Source organism: Stenotrophomonas sp. YJH_SMC_119 (genome assembly GCF_059368315.1).
The window spans coordinates 1-19988 of the sequence record NZ_JCAFRP010000023.1 but is presented as its reverse complement, the minus strand read 5'-3'; the positions used below and the strand labels follow the sequence as shown (position 1 = coordinate 19988).

The following is a 19988-nucleotide window of genomic DNA, read 5'->3' as shown; positions in this document are numbered from 1 at the left end:
GCTCGGTCGCCGCTTGCTCGTGTGCGCAGTCCTGCGCACACGGCAAGACCGGGGTTGGGCGTCCTGCCCAACCCGCCCGAGGCATGCCTCGGGCCCATGCGGCTCACGCCCCCGCAACCGGACCCACCCCGCCTTCGACAGTTTTCTGCGATCTGTCGGCACCTGCTGCTGATGGTGGGTGCCGACCGTTGGTCGGCACGGGGTCGGAGCCCATTTTGAATACTGCTATCTGACAGAAAAATCGTGTCGACCAACGGTCGACACCTACCAACAGCCGCGCATGCCAATCGCCGCAGTTACCAGTAGATCCACGCCATGAGTGGATGATTCATTCGACATCTGACAGATGTGCCGACCAACGGTCGGCACCCACCAATAGGGACCTGAACCTGTCGAAGGTGGGGCGGTGTCGGAGTGCGGGGTGTCAGCCGCATGGATGCGGCTGCCAAGCTTACAGGGACGTACTTGCAGCGTCCCCGCACTCCGACACCACCCCGCCAGCCCACGGAATGCATGCTGTTGCCGCTGCTTCGGCTTTTGCCGTTGACGTTGATTGCAGCAGGTGCAGGGCTGCAAGCCCTGCCGAAAACCCCTTACCGCACTTGCTCCTGCTTGCGCACGATCGCCATCGCGATCTCCAGCGACTGCTCGTAATTCAACCGCGGGTCCACCGTCGAACGATACGCACGCTCCAGGTCACGCTCGGTCAGTTCGCGCGCACCACCGGTGCATTCGGTCACGTCCTCGCCGGTCAGCTCCAGGTGCACGCCACCCAGGCGCGTGCCCGCGGCCGCATGCAGATCAAACGACATCTCCACTTCGCCACGCACGTTGTCGAAGCGACGCGTCTTGAAGCCATTGGCAGTGCCTTCGGTGTTGCCATGCATCGCATCGCACACCCACAGCACGCGGCGGCCATCACGCTTGACGGCATCCAGCAGCGGCGGCAGCTTCTCGGCGATCTGCGCCGCACCCATGCGATGGATGAAGCTCAGTCGACCCGGTTCGTCGTGCGGGTTGAGCACATCGATCAGGCGCAGCAGCTGGTCCGGCGTCACCGACGGGCCGACCTTGATCGCAATCGGATTGCGCACGCCACGCAGGTATTCCACGTGCGCGCCATCGAGCGCAGCCGTGCGCATGCCGATCCACGGGTAATGCGTGCTCAGGTTCAACCAGCCCTGCTGGCGCGGCACCTGGCGGGTCAGCGCCTGCTCGTAGGGCAGCAGCAGTGCTTCATGCGAGGTATAGAAGTCGATGCGGTTGAGGTTGTGCACGCGGGCCCCGGCCAGGGTCTCCATGAAGTGCACCGCATCGCCGATCGAGGCCACCATCTTCTGGTAATCGGCCGCCAGCGGCGAGTGGCTTACCCACTCCAGGTTCCAGTATTCGGGGTGGTGCAGGTCGGCGAAACCACCGTCGATCAGCGCACGCACGAAGTTCATCGTCATCGCCGAATGCGCGTGGGCCTGCAGCATCCGCTTCGGGTCCGGCAGACGCGCTGCTTCAGTGAAAGCGGGGGCGTTGATCACATCGCCGCGGTAGCTTGGCAGGGTCACGCCGTCGCGGGTCTCGGTATCGGCCGAACGCGGCTTGGCGTACTGGCCGGCAAAGCGGCCAACGCGGATCACCGGCTGGCGCAGGCCGTGCACCAGCACCAGGCTCATCTGCAGCAGTACCTTCAGCCGGTTGGAGATGGTGCCCGATTCGCAGTCGCTGAAGTTCTCGGCGCAGTCGCCGCCCTGCAGCAGGAAGCGCTTGCCTTCCTGGGCCTCGGCCAGCTGCTGCTTCAGCGCCAGGATCTCCCAGGAGGTGACCAGCGGTGGCAGCCGCTTAAGCTCGTGCAGGGCCGCCTCCAGGGCTACCGGGTCGGGATAGGTCGGCATCTGCAGCGCGGTCTTGCCCCGCCAGCTCTCCGGCGACCAGGCAGCGCCGGCGGCGGTCGCGGCGGGATCGGGCACGGGCGGAACGGCGGACAGGCTCATTGCAGACTTCCGGGATGGGGGGGCGGTCATGGTCGCAGAGCCGGCCGCTGACGCAAAGGGCCGGTCCGGCCTACCGGCTCGCCTGAACGGCAGAGAAAGGCCGACGCCAGCGGCCAGATCCTGCATGGTCAGCCGCCCGGGACAGGCGCATGATTTGTTACGGAGTAACACTTCAATGTCATGGACCGGCCCCTTCCACATCCAGCCGCCACCTCTGCCACCATGAAGCCCTCGCCCCTCGCTACCGGCATCACCTTCGCCCTGGCCCTGGCCAGCCTGCCCGCCTTCGCCTCGGCAGCCGACGCCCCCGCTTCGTCCGTCAAGGATCTGGATGCGGTCACCGTCCACGCCCAGCTCGACCAGGCCCGCAACACGCTGTCGCCGGACATCGGCAGCAGCCAGTACCGGATCACCGCCGAGGACATCCAGAAGCAGCCGCTGGGTGCCTCCGCGCCACTCAGCCAGGTACTGCTGCAGGCCCCTGGCGTGGTCCAGGACTCCTATGGCGGCGTGCATGTGCGTGGCGACCACGCCAACCTGCAGTACCGCATCAACGGCGTGCTGCTGCCCGAATCGATCTCCGGCTTCGGCCAGACCCTGGACGCGCGCACCATCAAGAGCATCCGCCTGATGGACGGCGCACTGCCGGCGCAGTTCGGCGAGCGCACCGCAGCGGTGGTCGACATCACCACCCGCAACGGTGCCGAGCTGGGCAATGGCGGCAGCGCGGGGCTGACCACCGGCTCGTTCGGCAAGATCAATCCGAACGCCTCCTGGTGGGGCAACCAGGGGCGCTGGAGCTGGTTCCTGACCGGCAACTACGACCAGCATGAGGTCGGCCTGGAGAACCCCACCAACTCGCGCAAGCCGCTGCACGACGATACTCACCAGGGAAAGGCCTTCGCCGACCTCACCTACCTGGTCAACGACAACACCCGCCTGAGTGTGTTCGCCGGTTTCGCCAACAACCGCTTCCAGATCCCGGTCAACCCGGGCCAGACGCCACAGTTCGGTTACCTGGACACCACCACCTTCGACTCCAGCCAGCTGGATGAGACCCAGCGCGAGACCACCCGCTTCGGCATGCTGGTGCTGCAGGGCACGCTGGGCAGCACCGCGTACCAGCTATCGGCCGGACAGCGCTACAGCGACGTGGCGTTCAACCCGGACGTGGTGGGCGACCTGGTGTTCAGCGGCGTCGCCTCGCAGGTCCAGCGCAGCAACCGCGCCAACACCCTGCAGGCCGACTTCTCAACGCCGTTGGGCAACGACCACACGCTGCGCTATGGCCTGTACGGCAATTACGAGAACGCGCGGGCGAACAGCAACAGCTGGGTGTTCCCGGTTGATGACGGCGGCCAGCAGTCCGGCACGACACCGCTGTTGATCCCCGACCGCAGCGCGTTCCACGCCAGTACGCTGGCACTGTACGTACAGGACGAGTGGAAGATCGGCGACGACTGGACCGTGAACTACGGCCTGCGTGGCGACCGCTACAAGGCCTTCGGCCGCACCGAAGGCCAGCTCAGCCCGCGCGTGGGCGTGGTCTGGAATGCCAGCGACAGCACCACCGTGCACGCCGGCTATTCGCGCTACTTCACGCCACCGGCCAGCGAGTTGATTGCCAGCAGCGACATCGCGCTGTACGACGGCACCACCAACCAGCAGCCCAGCGGCGGCAACAACACGCCGCTGGCCGAGCGCAGCGACTACTACGACATCGGCGTCTCGCAGCAACTGGGCGAGCACCTGACCCTGGGCCTGGACGCGTATGACCGACGCGTCGCACGCCTGCAGGACGAAGGCCAGTTCGGCGCTGCCTACATCTATTCGACCTTCAACTACCGCCGTGGCCACATCCGCGGCCTGGAGTTCAGCGCCGACTACAGCAAGGGTCCGTTCAGCGCCTACTTCAACGCCGCGCTGAACAAGGCCATCGGTACCGACGTCATCACCAGCCAGTACAACCTCGACCCGGAAGCGCTGGCCTATGTGGCCGACCACTGGATCCACCTCGACCACGACCAGAAGCTGACATCATCGGGTGGTCTCAGCTACGCCTTCGCCGGACACAACCGGATCGGTGCCAACTACGTGTTCGGCAGCGGCCTGCGTTCGGACATCGAAGGCGTACCCAACGGCGGCGAGCTGCCGTCGTACCTGCAGGTGAACCTCAGCGCCGGGCACGACTTCAATGCCGACAGCGGCCATCCGTTGCACGTCCAACTGGCCGTGATCAACGCACTGGATCGCGGCTACCAGCTGCGCGACGGTGGCGGTGTCGGCGTCTTCGCCCCGCAGTGGGGACCGCGCCGAGGTGCTTACCTGAGCCTGCAGCAGGACTTCTGAGGTAGCGCCGGCCGCTGGCCGGCATCCTCACGGTGTGCCGGCCAGCGCCCGGCACTACCCTTCGTCAACGATTGGGGTCAGAGCCCTTTGCGATGCCACGGGACCCGACCCCGTTTCGCTTTCAGCGCTTGACCTTGCCCAGCGACACCACCAGCGCCCACAACGCCAGCAGCACGAACCACACGCCCGACCACATCGGCATGGTCAGGCCCAGGAAGGTCCAGTCGATGTTGCCGCAGTTGCCGGTACCGGTCAGTACCGTGCGGAATACTTCCAGCGGCCCCATGGTCTCGCTCAGGAACGCCAGCGGCGGGCCACAGGTGGAGCCCATTTCCGGCGGCAGCATCTGCACGTAGACGTGGCGCGCGGCGATGCCGGCACCCACTGCGGCGGCAATGAACGCCAGCACGCCATAGGTCGCGCGTCCCGGGCGGTTGGAGGGCCCGTGCAGCGCACCGATCAGGAACAGCAGGCCGAGCGCGGCAAAGGCCAGGCGCTGGAAGATGCACAGCGGACACGGCTCCAGGCCCATCTTCAACTGCAGGAAGATCGCGTAGCCAAGCAGGCCCGCGCAGATCAGGAAGCCCAGGAAGAACTGGGCGCGGAAGGGCCAGCGCAGTGGATTCATCGTCAACGCTCAAATGGATCAGGCGCCAAGCGTAACCGAGAGTGCGTGCCATTCGAACCGCCACAGGTGACGCCTGTCGGAACGGTGCGGGTCAGATCCCAGTGCGAATGCAAAGGGCTCTGACCTGCGGTGCTGCCTGCCCGGGGTCAGGGCCCTTTCCTGCGGAAAGGGATTCGAGCCCTGGAAACGCAAAAGCCCGGCAGAGGCCGGGCTTTCGCTGTGTCGCGTTGGAGCGGTCCGATTACTCGGCCACTTCCTCGGCCACGACCGGACGGTCAACCAGCTCGACGTAGGCCATCGGCGCGTTGTCGCCGGCGCGGAAGCCGCACTTCAGCAGGCGCAGGTAGCCGCCCGGACGGTTCGCGTAGCGCGGGCCCAGGATGGTGAACAGGTTGCCCACGGCTTCGTTGTCGCGCAGGCGGGCGAAGGCCAGACGGCGGTTGGCGACGGAGTCGACCTTGGCCAGGGTGATCAGCGGCTCGGCAACGCGGCGCAGTTCCTTGGCCTTCGGCAGGGTGGTCTTGATCAGCTCGTGCTTGAACAGCGAGGCGGCCATGTTCTTGAACATCGCTTCGCGGTGGGCGCTGGTGCGGCTGAACTTACGGCCAGACTTCTGGTGACGCATGGTGATATTCCTTGGTTAATGATGTGGCTGTGTGGATCGTTGTCGCCATCCTGGCGTTGCTGCGCGGACTGCGGATGGTCCTGGCCGCCCGTCCTGGACGACCTGCCGCGCGAACCTGCGGTTCGTCATGGCATGGTGTGTTGCGTTGAAGGCTCCACCGCGAACGGTGGAGCCTTCAGGCATTACCGATATCAGCCCAGCATGCCGTGGCTGGCGACACCGGCCGGCGGCCAGTTCTCCAGCTTCATGCCGAGCGACAGGCCGCGCTGAGCCAGCACTTCCTTGATCTCGGTGAGCGACTTCTTGCCCAGGTTCGGGGTCTTCAGCAGCTCCACTTCGGTCTTCTGGATCAGATCGCCGATGTAGTAGATGCTTTCAGCCTTCAGGCAGTTGGCCGAACGCACGGTCAGCTCCAGATCGTCGATCGGGCGCAGCAGCACCGGATCCACGCCGTTGTTGGCCGGCTTGGCCGCACCGCGGTCGCGATGGGTGAAGTCACCGAACACCGACAGCTGGTCGCTGAGGATGTCGGCGGCGGTGCGCACGGCTTCCTCGGCGTCGATGGTGCCGTTGGTCTCGATATCGATGACCAGCTTGTCCAGGTCGGTACGCTGTTCGACGCGGGCCGCTTCCACGGCATAGGCGACGCGGCGGACCGGCGAGAACGAGGCATCCAGGACCAGGCGGCCGATGGCACGGGTTTCTTCGTCCGGACGACGACGCGCGGCAGCCGGCTGGTAGCCGAAACCACGTTCGATCTTCAGACGCATGTTGATTGCCGTGTCCTTGGTCAGGTGGCAGATCACATGGTCGCCGTTCAGGATCTCCACATTGTGGTCGACCTTGATGTCGGCAGCGGTGACAACGCCCGGGCCCTGCTTGGACAGGGACAGGGTGGCGCTGTCGCCGGAGTGCATACGGATGGCCACGTCCTTGAGGTTCAGCAGGACTTCGAGCACGTCCTCCTGCAGACCTTCGACCGTGGTGTACTCATGCAACACGCCGTCGATTTCGACTTCCGTGATGGCGAAGCCCGGGATGGACGACAGCAGCACGCGACGCAGGGCATTACCCAGCGTATGCCCGTAACCCCGCTCCAAAGGTTCGATAACGACCTTTGCACGGGTGTCGGTAAGGCGTTCGATCTGCGGACCGCGAGGACGCAGAACCTGGTTGGCGGTAACCGTCATGTTGCGGGTTCTCCTAGTGAACCCCCGGCCGTCGCCGGGGGCTCTCCAATGTGAATTACTTCGAATACAGCTCGACGATCAGCGCTTCGTTGATGTCCGCAGGCAGATCCGAACGATCCGGAACAGCCTTGAAGATGCCGGTGAACTTGCCGGAATCCACTTCAACCCACGACGGGCTCAGGTCATGCTGGGCGGCGACGGTCAGGGCTTCCTGGACGCGCAGCTGCTTGGCAGCCTTTTCAGACAGAGCGATGGCGTCGCCAGCCTTGACCTGGTACGAAGCCAGGTTGACCGACTTGCCATTCACGGTGACGCCGCGGTGCGACACCAGCTGACGGGCAGCCGGACGGGTCACGGCGAAGCCCATGCGGTAGACGACGTTGTCCAGGCGGGTTTCCAGCAGCTGCAGCAGGTTCTCGCCGGTGTTGCCCTTCTTGGTCGAGGCCTTCTTGTAGTAGTTGCGGAACTGACGCTCCAGCAGGCCGTAGATACGCTTGACCTTCTGCTTTTCACGCAGCTGGGTGGCGTAGTCGGACAGCTTGCCCTTGCGGGCAGTGGCGCCGTGCTGGCCGGGCTTCTGCTCCAGCTTGCACTTCGAGTCCAGCGCACGCGCCGGGCTCTTCAGGGACAGGTCGGCGCCTTCGCGACGGGCGAGCTTACAGGTAGGACCGATATAACGAGCCATTTCTTATCGCTCCCTTTAGACGCGACGCTTCTTCGGCGGACGGCACCCGTTGTGCGGGATAGGCGTCACGTCGATGATGTTGGTGATCTTGTAGCCGACGTTGTTCAACGAACGCACGGCCGACTCACGGCCCGGACCCGGGCCCTTGATGCGGACTTCCAGCGACTTCACGCCGTAGTCCAGCGCAGCACGACCGGCCTTTTCAGCGGCCACCTGGGCAGCGAACGGGGTCGACTTGCGCGAACCGCGGAAGCCAGCGCCACCGGAGGTCGCCCACGACAGAGCGTTGCCCTGACGGTCGGTGATGGTGACGATGGTGTTGTTGAACGAAGCGTGGACGTGGGCAACGCCGTCGGTGACGACGCGCTTGATCTTCTTCTTGGTCTTAGCAGCGGGCTTAGCCATTTCTCAGTCCCTTACTTCTTGATCGCCTTGCGCGGACCCTTGCGGGTGCGGGCGTTGGTACGGGTGCGCTGGCCACGCAGCGGGAGGCCACGACGGTGACGCAGGCCGCGGTAGCAGCCCAGGTCCATCAGGCGCTTGATCGCGATGCCGATCTCACGGCGCAGATCGCCTTCCACGATGTACTTGCCGACTTCGGCGCGCAGGCGCTCGATTTCCGGCTCCGACAGATCGCGGATCTTGGTGGTCGAAGCAACGCCTGCGACTTCGCAGACCTTCTTCGAACGGGTACGGCCGATGCCGTAAATGCTTTGCAACCCGACCCAGACATGCTTCTGGGCTGGCAGGTTGACGCCTGCAATACGCGCCATGACGCGGTTCTCCAGCTGAGTGATGGCCGACAGCGCGCCTCGGGCACGCCAATCCGGCAGGATGGATCAAAAAAGTGAACTAGCGATACTAACAAGGTTCCGGTTTACATGGAAGCCCGTGAAACCATTGGTTTCATGAACCCGGCCTGGGGAGTGTGCCCAGGCTCCGGCGCCGGATGGGGTTGGACCTGGGGTTTCCCCCGGGGCCGCCCGCGCTACTCCAGCGCGGGACCACCTCATCACACCCCCACCCGGAACCGCTGCGGGGGCCGCCCTTCGTTTGTGTGGCCGGAGTCCGCGAAGCGGAGGGACCATCACGTCAGGAAGACGAAAGTATAACAGGCCAATCAGCCGCGGGCAAAACCGCCGCGGTTGCCGCCCTTCAGGTTGGCCTTCTTCAGCAGGCTCTCGTACTGGTGGGACATCAGGTGCGCCTGCACCTGGGCGATGAAGTCCATCACCACCACCACCACGATCAGCAGCGAAGTACCACCGAAGTAGAACGAGGCGTTCAACTGCGTGCGCATCAGTTCCGGCAGCAGGCAGACGATCACCAGGTAGGCCGAGCCGGCTGCGGTCAGGCGGGTCAGCACGCCGTCGATGTAATCGGCGGTGGCCTTGCCCGGACGGATGCCCGGAATCAGCGCGCCCGACTTCTTCAGGTTGTCGGCGGTTTCCTGCGAGTTGAACACCAGCGCGGTATAGAAGAACGCGAAACCGGTGATCAGCGCAGCGAACACGATCATGTGCAGCGGCTCGCCCGGGCCGAGCGCATTGGCGACCTTCTGCAGGATCTGGCCGAAGCTGCTCTGGTTGGCAGCCTGGCCGGACCACATGGCCAGAGTGGCCGGGAATGCCAGCAGGCTCGAGGCGAAGATCGCCGGGATGACGCCGGCCATGTTGAGCTTCAGCGGCAGGAACGAGGTCTGGTTCATGTACGCGTTGCGACCGCCCTGGCGGCGCGCGTAGTTGACCGTGATCCGGCGCTGGCCACGTTCGACGAACACCACGAAGAAGGTGAAGGCGAGCACGACGATGGCGATCAGCAGCAGCTGGATGAACTGGATGTTGCCGTCGCGGTAGGCGTCGAAGGTGTGGATGATCGCACCCGGCAGGCCTGCGACGATACCGGCGAAGATGATCAGCGACACGCCGTTGCCGATGCCGCGTTCGGTGACCTGCTCACCGACCCACATCAGGAACATGGTGCCGGCGGTCAGCGCGACCACGGCGGTGAGCACGAAGCCCATGCCCGGCGCGTACACGACCGGAGCGCCCGACGGCGAGACCTGGCCCTGCAGGGCCAGCGCGATCGAGCCGCCCTGCACCACTGCCAGCAGCACGGCGCCGATGCGCGAATACTGGGTGATCTTGCGGCGGCCGGACTCACCTTCCTTCTGCATCGCCTTCAGGGCGGGGAAGATGTGCACGGCCAGCTGCATCACGATCGATGCCGAGATGTACGGCATCACGTTCAGCGCGAAGATGCTGAAACGGTGCAGGGCGCCGCCCGAGAACATGTTGAACATGTCCACGATGCCGCCGCCCTGCTGTTGCATCATGGCAAGCATGGCATCGGGATTGACGCCCGGCACCGGCACGTAGCAGCCGATGCGATAGACGATCAAAGCCCCGACGACGAACAGCAAACGTTGGCGAAGTTCAGTGAACTTGCCCATTCCGCCCGCGAGGTTACCGATGCCAGCTTGCGCCATGATTTTCTTACTCCGTTACGCTGCCGCCGGCAGCTTCGATCGCGGCCTTGGCACCCGCCGTGGCAGCAATACCCTTCAGGGTGAACGCCTTGGTCACTTCGCCCTTGACGACGACCTTGGCCTTCTTGGCAGTGCTCGGGACCAGCTTGGCAGCACGCAGGGCGGCGAAGTCGATCTCACCGGCCGGCAGCTTGTCCAGCGCGTACAGCAGCACTTCAGCGGTGTCCTTGGCGATCGGCGAACGGAAGCCGATCTTCGGCAGACGACGCTGCATGGGGGTCTGGCCGCCTTCGAAGCCAGCCTTGATCTTGCCGCCACCCTTGCGGGCGAACGAACCCTTGTGGCCGCGGCCGGCAGTCTTGCCCAGGCCCGAGCCGATACCGCGACCGACGCGGGTACGCTCGGTGCGGGCGCCCGGTGCCGGGCTCAGTTCATTGAGACGCAGAGTCATGGTCGATTACTCCTCAACCTGGACGAGGTACTGAACCTTGTTGATCAGGCCGCGCACCTGCGGGCTGTCCTTCAGTTCACGCACATCGTTGAGCTTGTTCAGGCCCAGGGCACGCACCGACAGGCGGTGACGCGACTGGGTGCCACGCAGGCCACGCACCAGGCGGACCTTGACAGTCTTGTTGGACTCATTAGCCATGGTTGAGTTCCTCCACCTTCTTGCCGCGCTTGGCCGCGATGCGGGCCGGCGACTGCGCAGCAGACAGGCCCTTCACGGTGGCACGCACCAGGTTGATCGGGTTGCGCGAACCGGTGGCCTTGGCCAGCACGTTCTTCACGCCAACCGCTTCCAGCACGGCGCGCATGGCACCGCCGGCGATGACGCCGGTACCTTCCGAAGCCGGCTGCATGAACACGCGGGCTGCGCCGTGACCATCCTTGATGGTGTGCCACAGGGTGCCGTTGTTCAGGTCAACGCTGACCAGGTTCTTGCGGGCCTGTTCCATCGACTTCTGGATGGCGACCGGCACTTCGCGGGCCTTGCCATAACCGAAACCGACCTTGCCTTCGCCGTCGCCGACAACGGTCAGGGCGGTGAAGGTGAACTGGCGGCCACCCTTGACGGTCTTGCTGACGCGGTTGACCGCGACCAGCTTTTCGATCATGCCGTCGTCGATCTTCTCTTCGCGGTTACGGTCGCGATCGCGACCCCGCTGCTGACGCTCTTCTGCCATGTTGATTCCTTGGTTGTTTGGGTATGTACGGCTCGAAGCCGCTTATGGTTGTGGCGTGACGCGGCGTTCCGGTGGGCCGCTGCAGAAGAGCGGCGCCGTCCAGCCTCACTCAGGCTGGCGAGCAGGCAGGCAGGAGGCCAATGGCCCCCTGCCCTTGTCCCTTAGAACTGCAGGCCGGCTTCGCGGGCCGCTTCTGCCAGGGCCTTGATGCGGCCGTGGTAGCGGTAGCCCGAACGATCGAAGGCAACCTTCTCGACGCCGGCGGCCTTGGCGCGCTCGGCGACGATGCGGCCAACCTTGGCGGCGGCATCGGCGTTCTTGCCGTTCTTCAGGCCTTCCATGACGTCGGTCTGGGTGGTGTTGGCGGCAGCCAGCACCTTGGAACCGTCGGCGGTGAAGACCTGGGCGTACAGGTGCTGGCCGGTGCGCAGCACCGACAGGCGGGCGACGCCGAGCTCACGGATGTGGGCGCGGGTCGACTTGGCGCGACGCAGGCGGGCGATGTTCTTGTTCATTTTGATTATTCCTTGAAAGCTGAAGGAAGAGCTTTTCCCTGAGAAGTCCGCACAGGGATGTGCGGGCTCTTGCGAGGGACTCGCGCTTATGCCTTCTTGGCTTCCTTACGGATGATGACTTCGTCGGAGTACTTCACGCCCTTGCCCTTGTACGGCTCCGGCTTGCGGAACGCACGGATCTTGGCGGCAACTTCACCGACGACCTGCTTGTCAGCGCCCTGGACCAGGATCTCGGTCTGGGTCGGGGTCGACAGGGTGATGCCTTCCGGCGCCACGAACACGACCGGATGCGAGAAGCCCAGCGACAGGCTCAGGTCCTTGCCCTGCATGGCAGCGCGGTAACCCACGCCGACCAGCTCCAGCTTGCGCTCGAAGCCTTCGGACACGCCCTTGACCATGTTGGACAGGATCGCACGCACGGTACCGGTCAGTGCGACCAGGTCGGCGTTCTCGGTGCTCAGGGTGGCAACGCCGTTGTCGACGTTGATGGCAATACCGGCCGGCTTGGCCAGCGACAGGGTGCCCTTCGGGCCCTTGGCGGTGACGCTGTCCGACTGGACGTTCAGTTCAACCTTACCCAGGTCGATCGGCTTCTTGGCTACGCGGGACATAGTTCTACTCCTTTCGCCTTAGGCCACGAAGCACAGGACTTCGCCGCCGACGCCCAGCTGGCGCGCCTGCGCATCAGTCATGATGCCCTTGGAGGTGGAAATGATGGAGATACCCAGGCCGTTCATGACCTTCGGCAGCTCGCTCTTGCCGCGGTACTGGCGCAGGCCCGAACGCGAGAAGCGCTTCAGGGTCGCGATGACCGGCTTGCCTTCGAAATACTTCAGCACGATTTCCAGCTCGGACTTGTTGTTTTCCAGCTGGGTCACGCGCAGGTCGGTGATGTAACCCTCGTCCTTCAGGACCTGGGCAATCGCAACCTTGATCTTGGACGACGGGGCTTTCACCGTCTGCTTGCCAACCGCGGCCGCATTCTTGATGCGGACCAGCAGGTCGGCGATGGGATCAGTCATGCTCATATGAGTACCTTTGAGTGCACCGATATCCGCTTTCGCGAAAATCTGTTGTCTCCTGGAAACGGGCCAGGTCCCTTATTGCAGTGGGCCGGAAGCCCACTCCTACAACCCCGTCTGCACAGGGCAAGACGCGGGAGTATACGCCAAAAGAGCCCGGCTTGCGCCGGGCTCTTCGGTTTTTTTGCGTCGGGAAAGCTGAATGCCTCCCCTGCCCGGTTCAGGAACCCCCGAAGGGGCTCCTGATCGCAGGGCCGGCTGGGATTACCAGCTGGCCTTGCGCAGACCCGGGACGTCGCCACGCATGGTGGCTTCACGCAGCTTGTTACGGCCCAGGCCGAACTTGCTGTAGACGCCACGCGGACGACCCGACAGCTCGCAACGGTTGCGCTGGCGGCTCGGCGACGAATCGCGCGGCAGCTTGGCCAGCTTGGTTGCGGCGTCGATCTTCTCTTCGTAGGTCGCGTCCACGGAGGACACGATCTTCTTCAGAGCTGCACGCTTTTCAGCGTACTTCTTTGCCAGCTTTTCCCGCTTGATGTCGCGGTTGACCATGGAGGTCTTTGCCATTTCGGTTTCCTCGACAGATCAGTTACGGAACGGGAACTTGAACGCTGCCAGCAGCGCCTTCGCTTCCGCGTCGGTCTTCGCAGTGGTGGTGATGGCGATATCCATACCGCGGATCGCGTCGACGGCGTCGAAGTCGATTTCCGGGAAGATGATCTGCTCCTTCACACCCATGTTGAAGTTGCCGCGGCCGTCGAAGGAACGACCGGAAACACCACGGAAGTCGCGCACGCGCGGCAGCGAGATGTTGATCAGGCGATCCAGGAACTCGTACATCTTGTGGCGACGCAGCGTGGTCTTGCAGCCGATCGGCCAACCATCGCGGATCTTGAACGACGCAACCGACACACGCGACTTGGTGACAACCGGCTTCTGGCCGGAAATCTTGGTCATGTCGCCGACGGCGTTTTCCAGGATCTTCTTGTTGGTGGCCGCTTCGCCGACACCCATGTTCAGGGTGACCTTGACCAGCTTCGGCACTTCCATCGGATTGGTGTAGCCGAACTGCTTCATCAGCGCCGGCACCACTTCGTCCTTGTAGAACTTTTCGAGACGGGAACTCATCTTCTCATTCCTCAGGCGTCGAGCGCCTCACCGCTGGAGCGGAACACACGCAGTTTGCGTCCATCCTCCAGCACCTTGAAGCCAACGCGTTCGCCCTTGCCCGAAGCCGGGTTCAGAACATTCACGTTGGAGATATGGATCGAAGCTTCGCGCTCGACCACGCCGCCGGCAACACCTGCCTGCGGGTTCGGCTTGGTGTGGCGCTTGACGATGTTCACGTTGGCGACGACCACACGGTCGCCGTCGACGCGGACGACTTCGCCCTGCTTGCCCTTGTCCTTGCCAGCGTTGACGACAACCTGGTCGCCCTTCTTGATACGGTTAGCCATGATTATCTCCTGTCGCTCACAGCACTTCGGGAGCGAGCGAGACGATCTTCATGAACTTCTCCGAACGAAGTTCACGGGTCACCGGCCCGAAGATACGGGTACCGATCGGCTCCTGCTTGCTGTTCAGCAGAACGGCAGCGTTGCCGTCGAAGCGGATCAGCGAGCCGTCGGCGCGACGCACACCCTTGCGGGTACGCACCACGACGGCGTCATACACTTCACCCTTCTTGACCTTGCCGCGCGGAATCGCATCCTTCACGGTGACCTTGATGATGTCGCCGATGCCGGCGTAACGGCGCTTGGAACCACCCAGCACCTTGAAGCACATCACCTGCTTGGCACCCGAATTGTCCGCGACGTCAAGGTAGCTCTGCATCTGGATCATGATTCAGCTCCTTATTCAGCCGCGCGCGTGATGACTTCCACCACGCGCCAGTTCTTGGTCTTGGACATCGGAGCAATCTCGGTCACGCGGACGACATCGCCTTCCTTGCAGGCGTTGTCGGCATCGTGGGCGTGCAGCTTCGTCGAGCGCTTGATGTACTTGCCGTACAGCGCGTGCTTGACCTGACGCTCAACCAGGACGGTAACCGTCTTGTCCATCTTGTTGCTGACGACACGGCCTTCGACCGTGCGCAGCGTCTTCTTTTCAGTATTGTCGCTCATAGCGGCCATCCTTACTTCGTGCTGCCGAGCAGGGTCTTGACGCGAGCAATCTCGCGACGGACCCGGCGAATGTCGTGGGTCTTCGGCAGCTGGCCGGTGACCTGCTGCATACGGACAGAGAACTGTTCCTTACGCAGGTCGATCAGGTGGGCCTTGAGTTCGTCAGCCGACTTTTCACGGAGAGTTTTGATATCCATCAGCGCACCGTACGGGTCACGAAAGTGGTGGTGACCGAGAGCTTGGCGGCGGCCAGGCGGAACGCCTCGCGAGCCACTTCCTCGGAAACACCCTCGATTTCATAGATCATGCGGCCGGGCTGGATCTGGGCCACCCAGTATTCCACGTTACCCTTACCAGAACCCATTCGGACTTCGATGGGCTTCTTGGTGATGGGCTTGTCGGGGAACACGCGGATCCACATCTTGCCGCCGCGCTTGACGTAGCGGCTGATCGAGCGGCGGGCCGCTTCGATCTGACGCGCGGTCAGCTGACCGTGTGCGGTTGCCTTCAGGCCGTATTCGCCGAAGCTGACAGCGTTGGCGCTCCAGCTCAGGCCATCGTTACGGCCCTTGTGTACCTTGCGGTACTTGGTTCGCTTGGGTTGCAACATTGTCGTTACCTCGCTTCACGGGCCGGGCGCTGACGGTCACCACGGTCGCCGCGATCGTGACGATCGTTGCGCGACGGGGTGTCGTCCTGCTTTTCCTGGCCAACCTGGGAGAAATCGAAGACCTCGCCCTTGTAGATCCAGACCTTGATGCCGATGATGCCGTAGGTCGTCTTGGCTTCAGCGAAGCCATAGTCGATGTCGGCACGCAGGGTGTGCAGCGGCACGCGGCCTTCGCGGTACCACTCCGAACGGGCGATTTCTGCACCGTTGAGGCGGCCACCCACGTTGACCTTGATGCCCAGGGCACCCAGGCGCATCGCGTTGCCGACCGAGCGCTTCATTGCGCGGCGGAACATGATGCGACGCTCCAGCTGCTGGGCGATCGACTCGGCAACGAGCTGCGCGTCCAGTTCCGGCTTGCGCACTTCGGTGACGTTGATGTGCGCCGGGACGCCCATCATCTCGCTCACTTCCTTGCGCAGCTTCTCGATGTCCTCACCGCGCTTGCCGATCACCACGCCCGGACGGGCGGTGTGGATCGTCACGCGAGCGGTCTTGGCCGGACGCTCGATCAGGATCTTGCTGATGCCGGCCTGAGCCAGCTTCTTGCGCAGCATTTCGCGCACTTTCAGGTCGGCTGCCAGGTAACCAGCGAACTCGGCCTTGTTGGCGTACCACTTGGAGTTCCAGTCCTTGGAAATGCCGAGGCGGATACCAATCGGATGAACTTTATGACCCATGGTCTTTTCCTTATCCGCTTACTTGGCGGCGCCCACAACCACAGTGATGTGGCTGGTGCGCTTGAGGATGCGGGTACCGCGGCCTTTCGCCCGCGCCATGAAACGCTTCAGGGTCGGACCTTCATCAACCATGATGGTCTGAACCTTCAGCTCGTCGACGTCGGCGCCCTGGTTGTTCTCGGCGTTGGCAATAGCCGACTCCACCACCTTCTTGATCAGGTGGGCAGCCTTCTTGTCCGAGAACTTCAGCAGGTTGACCGCACGCTCGGCCGGCAGACCGCGCACCTGGTCAGCGACCAGACGAGCCTTCTGCGGGGAGATGCGCGCAGTGCGCAGGATGGCTTTCGCTTCCATTGTCATCTCTCCTTACTTGCCCGACTTCTTGTCACCACCGTGACCCTTGAAGGTCCGGGTGATGGCAAATTCGCCGAGCTTGTGGCCGACCATGTTCTCGTTGACGAGAACCGGGATGTGGTTCTTGCCGTTATGCACGGCAATGGTGACGCCTACCATGTCAGGCAGGATCATCGAACGGCGCGACCAGGTCTTGATCGGCTTCTTGCTGCCCGCAGCGGCCTCCACCTTCTTGACGAGGTGGTGATCGACGAACGGGCCCTTCTTGAGTGAACGTGCCATGGTCGATTAGCCCCTACGATCGCGGACGATGAACTGCTGAGTGCGCTTGTTATGGCGCGTCTTGTAACCCTTGGTCGGGACACCCCACGGGGTGACCGGATGCGGGTTACCCTGGCCGGCCTTCGCCTCACCACCACCGTGCGGGTGGTCAACCGGGTTCATGGCAGCACCACGAACGGTCGGGCGGACGCCGCGCCAACGCTTGGCACCGGCCTTGCCCAGCTTTTCCAGGCTGTGCTCGTCGTTGCCGACTTCGCCGATGGTGGCGCAGCACTCGACCGGAACCTTACGCATTTCACCCGAGCGCAGGCGCAGGGTGGCGTAGATGCCTTCGCGAGCCACCAGCTGCACGGCCGCACCAGCGGCGCGAGCGATCTGAGCGCCCTTGCCCGGCTTCAGTTCGATGCAGTGGATGGTGGTGCCGACCGGGATGTTGCGCAGCGGCAGGGTGTTGCCAGCCTTGATCGGGGCATCCGAACCAGCGATCACCTGATCACCGGCCTTCAGGCCCTTCGGGGCGATGATGTAGCGACGCTCACCGTCGACGTAGCACAGCAGAGCGATGTGCGCGGTGCGGTTCGGATCGTATTCGATGCGTTCCACGCGCGCCGGGATGCCCAGCTTGTTGCGCTTGAAGTCGATGATGCGGTAGTGCTGCTTGGCACCACCACCGACGTGACGCACGGTGATGCGGCCATGGTGGTTACGACCACCCGAGCGGCTCTGCGACTCGACCAGCGCAGCGTGCGGAGCACCCTTGTGCAGGTCGGGAGTGACCACGCGCACGGCCGAACGGCGGCCGGGGGAAGTGGGCTTGAATTTCATCAATGGCATGGGATGTACCTCAGGCCTTGGCCGTTACATCGATCGACTGGCCATCGGCCAGGCGAACGTACGCCTTGCGCCAATCGCCGCGGCGGCCAGCACGGTTACGGAAGGACTTGTTCTTGCCCTTGACGTTGACCACGTTGACGGCTTCGACCTTGACGTCGAACAGCTGCTCAACCGCGGCCTTTACATCGGCCTTGGTGGCTTCGTTCGAAACTTCGAAGACATACTGGTTGGAGAGTTCCTGCAGGCGCGCGGTCTTTTCGGAGACACGCGGGGCACGCAGCACGCTGAAGATTTTTTCGTTGCTGTTCATGCCAGCCACTCCTCGACCTTCTTGACCGCGTCAGCGGTGATGACGACCGTGTCGGCACCCACCAGCGAGACCGGATCCAGACCCTGGACGTCACGCACCTGCACGTACGGCAGATTGCGGGCGGACAGGTACAGGTGCTCGGACGCTTCTTCGGTGACGATCAGCGGGCGCTTGCCCACTTCCAGGCCGGCCAGCTTGGCGATCAGACCCTTCGTGTTGGTCACTTCGACATCGAAGGACTCCACGATGGTCAGACGGCCCTGACGGTTCAGCTCGGACAGGATCGCGCACATGGCGGCACGGTACTGCTTACGATTGACCTTCTGCTCGAAGCTGCGCGGCTTGGCCGCGAAGGTGACACCGCCGCCGACGAAGATCGGAGCCGTCAGTGCGCCATGACGCGCGCCGCCGCCCTTCTGCTTCTTCGACTTCTTGGTGGTACCAGCCACTTCGGAGCGAGTCTTCTGTGCCTTGGTGCCGGCGCGACCGGCGTTGCGGTAGGCAACGACGACCTGGTGGACCAGATCTTCGCTGAAATCGCGACCGAACACGGCGTCGGAGACCGAGACCTTGTTGTTGCTACCCGTGATAACGAGTTCCATCGTCATCTCTCCTTATGCCTTGCTCGCCGGACGGACGATCACGTCGCCACCCGCCGCGCCCGGAACGGCGCCGCGAACGGCGATCAGACCGCGCTCGACGTCGACCTTGACCACTTCCAGGTTCTGGGTGCTCTGCTGCACCGCGCCCATGTGGCCCGACATCTTCTTGCCCGGGAAAACGCGACCCGGGGTCTGGCGCTGACCCAGCGAACCCGGCGCGCGATGCGACAGCGAGTTACCGTGGGTTGCATCGCCCATACGGAAGTTGTGGCGCTTGATGGTGCCCTGGAAGCCCTTACCCTTGGTGACACCCTGGACGTCGACGATCTGGCCGACTTCGAAGATGTCCGCCTTGACTTCGCCGCCAACGGCGAAATCGCCGAGCTGCGCGTCTTCAACGCGGAATTCCCACAGGCCACGACCCGCTTCCACCTTCGCCTTGGCGAAGTGGCCGGCTTCCGGCTTGTTGACCAGGGCAGCGCGACGCGCGCCGACGGTCACCTGCACGGCGCTGTAGCCGTCGGTTTCGACGGTCTTGATCTGCGCGATGCGGTTCGGGGTTGCTTCGATCAGGGTCACCGGGATGGAGCGGCCATCTTCAGTGAACACGCGGCTCATGCCAGCCTTGCGGCCCACGAAGCCCAACGAATACTTCTTCGTCATGGTCGTAGTCCTCAGGTCAGCTTGATCTGAACGTCGACGCCGGCAGCCAGTTCGAGCTTCATCAGCGCGTCCACGGTCTTGTCATTCGGGTCAACGATATCGAGCACGCGCTTGTGCGTGCGGGTCTCGTACTGGTCACGCGCGTCCTTGTCGACGTGCGGGGAAACGAGAACGGTGTAACGCTCGATCTTGGTCGGCAGCGGGATCGGGCCACGCACTTGCGCGCCGGTCCGCTTTGCCGTTTCAACGATCTCGCTGGCCGAACGGTCGATCAGACGATGATCGAACGCTTTCAGCCGGATCCGGATCTTTTGGTCCGCCATGGCGGTAGGTTCCTTCGTTAAAAGAGCGACAGACAAAGCCTCTGGGTTGCTTTGCCCCATGAAATTCCTGAATACGGACGGCCCGCACTCCTGCAGGCCGCCAAGGTCAATCCATAGACCTCAAAAACGTAGGCAGACCAGTTTCCCGGCCTGCCCAGACGTAGAAGCATAATGGCACGCAAGGCAGCTGTCAACAGTCGCCTGTTGACGCCGCCTGAATGGCATTGACCCTTCCTGGTCCGGGGAACACAAGGCACATCCTGTGCCTGCTTTCCCATTTGATACGCCCCGATGCCCTACCCAGGCAACATCGGGGCGCAGATACTACCAGATTACTCGATGATCTTCGAGACCACGCCGGCGCCGACGGTACGGCCGCCTTCGCGGATGGCGAAGCGCAGGCCTTCGTCCATTGCCACCGGGTTGATCAGGGTGACGACCATCTTGACGTTGTCACCCGGCATCACCATTTC

At 63.5% G+C, this 19988-nt stretch carries 31 protein-coding genes; 1 reads left to right on the top strand and 30 read right to left on the bottom strand.

Annotated elements, in window-relative coordinates; genetic code table 11:
• Window positions 1–593: 593 nt before the first annotated feature.
• On the bottom strand, window positions 594–1985 hold the full coding sequence (locus AC5P6S_RS20600; RefSeq protein ID WP_235643320.1) for a class II 3-deoxy-7-phosphoheptulonate synthase: 1392 nt from the start codon (window positions 1983–1985) through the stop codon (window positions 594–596).
• Between the two features lie 222 nt (window positions 1986–2207).
• Between AC5P6S_RS20600 and AC5P6S_RS20595 the strand changes: the two genes are divergently transcribed.
• Window positions 2208–4334, top strand: a complete 2127-nt coding sequence (locus AC5P6S_RS20595) for a TonB-dependent receptor (RefSeq protein WP_495204739.1) — start codon at window positions 2208–2210, stop codon at window positions 4332–4334.
• A gap of 121 nt (window positions 4335–4455) precedes the next feature.
• On the opposite strand, the gene AC5P6S_RS20590 is transcribed toward AC5P6S_RS20595, so the two are convergent.
• From AC5P6S_RS20590 to AC5P6S_RS20450, 29 genes are all read right to left on the bottom strand, one after another.
• On the bottom strand, window positions 4456–4962 hold the full coding sequence (locus tag AC5P6S_RS20590; RefSeq protein ID WP_043033755.1) for a disulfide bond formation protein B: 507 nt from the start codon (window positions 4960–4962) through the stop codon (window positions 4456–4458).
• A 241-nt stretch (window positions 4963–5203) separates the two neighbouring features.
• Window positions 5204–5587 carry a 50S ribosomal protein L17 gene (rplQ, locus tag AC5P6S_RS20585; RefSeq protein ID WP_005408217.1) on the bottom strand — a complete coding sequence of 128 codons (384 nt, stop codon included), beginning with the start codon at window positions 5585–5587 and terminating at the stop codon, window positions 5204–5206.
• Between the two features lie 191 nt (window positions 5588–5778).
• Window positions 5779–6777 (bottom strand): DNA-directed RNA polymerase subunit alpha, encoded by a 999-nt coding sequence (locus tag AC5P6S_RS20580; RefSeq protein ID WP_005408216.1) that lies wholly within the window; start codon window positions 6775–6777, stop codon window positions 5779–5781.
• A gap of 55 nt (window positions 6778–6832) precedes the next feature.
• On the bottom strand, window positions 6833–7462 hold the full coding sequence (gene rpsD, locus AC5P6S_RS20575) for a 30S ribosomal protein S4 (RefSeq protein ID WP_004145446.1): 630 nt from the start codon (window positions 7460–7462) through the stop codon (window positions 6833–6835).
• Window positions 7463–7477: 15 nt separating this feature from the next.
• Window positions 7478–7867 carry a 30S ribosomal protein S11 gene (rpsK, locus tag AC5P6S_RS20570; RefSeq protein WP_004145443.1) on the bottom strand — a complete coding sequence of 130 codons (390 nt, stop codon included), beginning with the start codon at window positions 7865–7867 and terminating at the stop codon, window positions 7478–7480.
• An 11-nt stretch (window positions 7868–7878) separates the two neighbouring features.
• Window positions 7879–8235, bottom strand: a complete 357-nt coding sequence (gene rpsM, locus AC5P6S_RS20565; protein ID WP_004154500.1) for a 30S ribosomal protein S13 — start codon at window positions 8233–8235, stop codon at window positions 7879–7881.
• Between the two features lie 347 nt (window positions 8236–8582).
• On the bottom strand, window positions 8583–9950 hold the full coding sequence (gene secY / locus AC5P6S_RS20560) for a preprotein translocase subunit SecY (protein ID WP_049418077.1): 1368 nt from the start codon (window positions 9948–9950) through the stop codon (window positions 8583–8585).
• A gap of 7 nt (window positions 9951–9957) precedes the next feature.
• A complete protein-coding gene (gene rplO / locus AC5P6S_RS20555) occupies window positions 9958–10401 on the bottom strand; it encodes a 50S ribosomal protein L15 (RefSeq protein WP_004154498.1) in 444 nt (147 codons plus the stop codon).
• Window positions 10402–10407: 6 nt separating this feature from the next.
• Window positions 10408–10599, bottom strand: coding sequence for a 50S ribosomal protein L30 (gene rpmD / locus AC5P6S_RS20550; RefSeq protein WP_005408214.1), 192 nt, complete (start codon window positions 10597–10599; stop codon window positions 10408–10410).
• Entirely contained in the window at window positions 10592–11134 is a 543-nt protein-coding gene (gene rpsE / locus AC5P6S_RS20545) for a 30S ribosomal protein S5 (RefSeq protein WP_005408213.1), read from the bottom strand. Before rpsE ends, rpmD begins: the two co-directional genes overlap by 8 nt.
• A 161-nt stretch (window positions 11135–11295) precedes the next feature.
• Window positions 11296–11655 (bottom strand): 50S ribosomal protein L18, encoded by a 360-nt coding sequence (gene rplR, locus AC5P6S_RS20540; protein ID WP_024957318.1) that lies wholly within the window; start codon window positions 11653–11655, stop codon window positions 11296–11298.
• Between the two features lie 80 nt (window positions 11656–11735).
• Window positions 11736–12260, bottom strand: coding sequence for a 50S ribosomal protein L6 (gene rplF, locus AC5P6S_RS20535; RefSeq protein WP_005408211.1), 525 nt, complete (start codon window positions 12258–12260; stop codon window positions 11736–11738).
• A gap of 18 nt (window positions 12261–12278) precedes the next feature.
• Window positions 12279–12677, bottom strand: a complete 399-nt coding sequence (gene rpsH, locus AC5P6S_RS20530) for a 30S ribosomal protein S8 (RefSeq protein WP_005408210.1) — start codon at window positions 12675–12677, stop codon at window positions 12279–12281.
• Between the two features lie 258 nt (window positions 12678–12935).
• A complete protein-coding gene (gene rpsN, locus AC5P6S_RS20525) occupies window positions 12936–13241 on the bottom strand; it encodes a 30S ribosomal protein S14 (RefSeq protein ID WP_005408209.1) in 306 nt (101 codons plus the stop codon).
• A gap of 18 nt (window positions 13242–13259) precedes the next feature.
• Entirely contained in the window at window positions 13260–13802 is a 543-nt protein-coding gene (rplE, locus tag AC5P6S_RS20520; RefSeq protein WP_004154491.1) for a 50S ribosomal protein L5, read from the bottom strand.
• 11 nt (window positions 13803–13813) lie between these two features.
• Window positions 13814–14131 carry a 50S ribosomal protein L24 gene (gene rplX / locus AC5P6S_RS20515; RefSeq protein WP_004154490.1) on the bottom strand — a complete coding sequence of 106 codons (318 nt, stop codon included), beginning with the start codon at window positions 14129–14131 and terminating at the stop codon, window positions 13814–13816.
• Window positions 14132–14147: 16 nt separating this feature from the next.
• On the bottom strand, window positions 14148–14516 hold the full coding sequence (gene rplN, locus AC5P6S_RS20510; RefSeq protein ID WP_004145357.1) for a 50S ribosomal protein L14: 369 nt from the start codon (window positions 14514–14516) through the stop codon (window positions 14148–14150).
• Between the two features lie 11 nt (window positions 14517–14527).
• Window positions 14528–14797: a 30S ribosomal protein S17 gene (rpsQ, locus tag AC5P6S_RS20505; RefSeq protein WP_004154489.1), complete on the bottom strand. Its 270-nt coding sequence runs from the start codon at window positions 14795–14797 to the stop codon at window positions 14528–14530.
• 11 nt (window positions 14798–14808) lie between these two features.
• Entirely contained in the window at window positions 14809–14994 is a 186-nt protein-coding gene (rpmC, locus tag AC5P6S_RS20500) for a 50S ribosomal protein L29 (RefSeq protein WP_004154487.1), read from the bottom strand.
• On the bottom strand, window positions 14994–15407 hold the full coding sequence (gene rplP / locus AC5P6S_RS20495) for a 50S ribosomal protein L16 (RefSeq protein WP_004154486.1): 414 nt from the start codon (window positions 15405–15407) through the stop codon (window positions 14994–14996). Before rplP ends, rpmC begins: the two co-directional genes overlap by 1 nt.
• A gap of 5 nt (window positions 15408–15412) precedes the next feature.
• Complete coding sequence (rpsC, locus tag AC5P6S_RS20490) at window positions 15413–16147, bottom strand: 30S ribosomal protein S3 (protein ID WP_004145350.1); 735 nt, start codon at window positions 16145–16147, stop codon at window positions 15413–15415.
• A gap of 18 nt (window positions 16148–16165) precedes the next feature.
• Window positions 16166–16501, bottom strand: a complete 336-nt coding sequence (rplV, locus tag AC5P6S_RS20485; protein ID WP_004145348.1) for a 50S ribosomal protein L22 — start codon at window positions 16499–16501, stop codon at window positions 16166–16168.
• Window positions 16502–16513: 12 nt separating this feature from the next.
• Complete coding sequence (gene rpsS / locus AC5P6S_RS20480) at window positions 16514–16783, bottom strand: 30S ribosomal protein S19 (protein WP_004154485.1); 270 nt, start codon at window positions 16781–16783, stop codon at window positions 16514–16516.
• A 6-nt stretch (window positions 16784–16789) separates the two neighbouring features.
• The gene (gene rplB, locus AC5P6S_RS20475) at window positions 16790–17617 is read right to left on the bottom strand and encodes a 50S ribosomal protein L2 (protein ID WP_004145339.1); all 828 of its coding nucleotides are present in this window, start codon (window positions 17615–17617) and stop codon (window positions 16790–16792) included.
• Window positions 17618–17627: 10 nt separating this feature from the next.
• Entirely contained in the window at window positions 17628–17927 is a 300-nt protein-coding gene (gene rplW, locus AC5P6S_RS20470; protein ID WP_004145338.1) for a 50S ribosomal protein L23, read from the bottom strand.
• Window positions 17924–18529: a 50S ribosomal protein L4 gene (gene rplD, locus AC5P6S_RS20465; RefSeq protein ID WP_004145337.1), complete on the bottom strand. Its 606-nt coding sequence runs from the start codon at window positions 18527–18529 to the stop codon at window positions 17924–17926. The genes rplW and rplD overlap by 4 nt, the downstream gene beginning before the upstream one ends.
• Before the next feature lie 12 nt (window positions 18530–18541).
• Window positions 18542–19192: a 50S ribosomal protein L3 gene (rplC, locus tag AC5P6S_RS20460; protein ID WP_004145336.1), complete on the bottom strand. Its 651-nt coding sequence runs from the start codon at window positions 19190–19192 to the stop codon at window positions 18542–18544.
• An 11-nt stretch (window positions 19193–19203) separates the two neighbouring features.
• The gene (gene rpsJ, locus AC5P6S_RS20455) at window positions 19204–19515 is read right to left on the bottom strand and encodes a 30S ribosomal protein S10 (RefSeq protein ID WP_005408208.1); all 312 of its coding nucleotides are present in this window, start codon (window positions 19513–19515) and stop codon (window positions 19204–19206) included.
• Window positions 19516–19847: 332 nt separating this feature from the next.
• On the bottom strand, window positions 19848–19988 hold a 141-nt coding region (locus AC5P6S_RS20450), incomplete at its 5' end, for an EF-Tu C-terminal domain-related protein (protein ID WP_487247787.1).

Excerpts from the sequence above, each read along its gene's own strand:
- rplV (WP_004145348.1), bottom strand. The coding sequence starts at position 16,501 with ATGGAAGCGAAAGCCATCCTGCGCACTGCGCGCATCTCCCCGCAGAAG.
- rpsK (WP_004145443.1), bottom strand. The coding sequence starts at position 7,867 with ATGGCTAAGCCCGCTGCTAAGACCAAGAAGAAGATCAAGCGCGTCGTC.
- rplC (WP_004145336.1), bottom strand. The coding sequence starts at position 19,192 with ATGACGAAGAAGTATTCGTTGGGCTTCGTGGGCCGCAAGGCTGGCATG.
- AC5P6S_RS20595 (WP_495204739.1), top strand. The coding sequence starts at position 2,208 with ATGAAGCCCTCGCCCCTCGCTACCGGCATCACCTTCGCCCTGGCCCTG.
- secY (WP_049418077.1), bottom strand. The coding sequence starts at position 9,950 with ATGGCGCAAGCTGGCATCGGTAACCTCGCGGGCGGAATGGGCAAGTTC.
- rplN (WP_004145357.1), bottom strand. The coding sequence starts at position 14,516 with ATGATCCAGATGCAGAGCTACCTTGACGTCGCGGACAATTCGGGTGCC.
- rplD (WP_004145337.1), bottom strand. The coding sequence starts at position 18,529 with ATGGAACTCGTTATCACGGGTAGCAACAACAAGGTCTCGGTCTCCGAC.
- rpmC (WP_004154487.1), bottom strand. The coding sequence starts at position 14,994 with ATGGATATCAAAACTCTCCGTGAAAAGTCGGCTGACGAACTCAAGGCC.
- rplW (WP_004145338.1), bottom strand. The coding sequence starts at position 17,927 with ATGAACAGCAACGAAAAAATCTTCAGCGTGCTGCGTGCCCCGCGTGTC.
- rpsD (WP_004145446.1), bottom strand. The coding sequence starts at position 7,462 with ATGGCTCGTTATATCGGTCCTACCTGTAAGCTCGCCCGTCGCGAAGGC.
- rpsH (WP_005408210.1), bottom strand. The coding sequence starts at position 12,677 with ATGAGCATGACTGATCCCATCGCCGACCTGCTGGTCCGCATCAAGAAT.
- rplB (WP_004145339.1), bottom strand. The coding sequence starts at position 17,617 with ATGCCATTGATGAAATTCAAGCCCACTTCCCCCGGCCGCCGTTCGGCC.
- rpsJ (WP_005408208.1), bottom strand. The coding sequence starts at position 19,515 with ATGGCGGACCAAAAGATCCGGATCCGGCTGAAAGCGTTCGATCATCGT.
- rpsQ (WP_004154489.1), bottom strand. The coding sequence starts at position 14,797 with ATGAGCGACAATACTGAAAAGAAGACGCTGCGCACGGTCGAAGGCCGT.
- rplF (WP_005408211.1), bottom strand. The coding sequence starts at position 12,260 with ATGTCCCGCGTAGCCAAGAAGCCGATCGACCTGGGTAAGGTTGAACTG.
- rpsS (WP_004154485.1), bottom strand. The coding sequence starts at position 16,783 with ATGGCACGTTCACTCAAGAAGGGCCCGTTCGTCGATCACCACCTCGTC.
- rpsE (WP_005408213.1), bottom strand. The coding sequence starts at position 11,134 with ATGGCAGAAGAGCGTCAGCAGCGGGGTCGCGATCGCGACCGTAACCGC.
- rpsC (WP_004145350.1), bottom strand. The coding sequence starts at position 16,147 with ATGGGTCATAAAGTTCATCCGATTGGTATCCGCCTCGGCATTTCCAAG.
- rpsM (WP_004154500.1), bottom strand. The coding sequence starts at position 8,235 with ATGGCGCGTATTGCAGGCGTCAACCTGCCAGCCCAGAAGCATGTCTGG.
- rplE (WP_004154491.1), bottom strand. The coding sequence starts at position 13,802 with ATGAGTTCCCGTCTCGAAAAGTTCTACAAGGACGAAGTGGTGCCGGCG.
- AC5P6S_RS20600 (WP_235643320.1), bottom strand. The coding sequence starts at position 1,985 with ATGAGCCTGTCCGCCGTTCCGCCCGTGCCCGATCCCGCCGCGACCGCC.
- AC5P6S_RS20580 (WP_005408216.1), bottom strand. The coding sequence starts at position 6,777 with ATGACGGTTACCGCCAACCAGGTTCTGCGTCCTCGCGGTCCGCAGATC.
- rplQ (WP_005408217.1), bottom strand. The coding sequence starts at position 5,587 with ATGCGTCACCAGAAGTCTGGCCGTAAGTTCAGCCGCACCAGCGCCCAC.
- rplX (WP_004154490.1), bottom strand. The coding sequence starts at position 14,131 with ATGGCTAACCGTATCAAGAAGGGCGACCAGGTTGTCGTCAACGCTGGC.
- AC5P6S_RS20590 (WP_043033755.1), bottom strand. The coding sequence starts at position 4,962 with ATGAATCCACTGCGCTGGCCCTTCCGCGCCCAGTTCTTCCTGGGCTTC.
- rplP (WP_004154486.1), bottom strand. The coding sequence starts at position 15,407 with ATGTTGCAACCCAAGCGAACCAAGTACCGCAAGGTACACAAGGGCCGT.
- rpmD (WP_005408214.1), bottom strand. The coding sequence starts at position 10,599 with ATGGCTAATGAGTCCAACAAGACTGTCAAGGTCCGCCTGGTGCGTGGC.
- rplO (WP_004154498.1), bottom strand. The coding sequence starts at position 10,401 with ATGACTCTGCGTCTCAATGAACTGAGCCCGGCACCGGGCGCCCGCACC.
- rpsN (WP_005408209.1), bottom strand. The coding sequence starts at position 13,241 with ATGGCAAAGACCTCCATGGTCAACCGCGACATCAAGCGGGAAAAGCTG.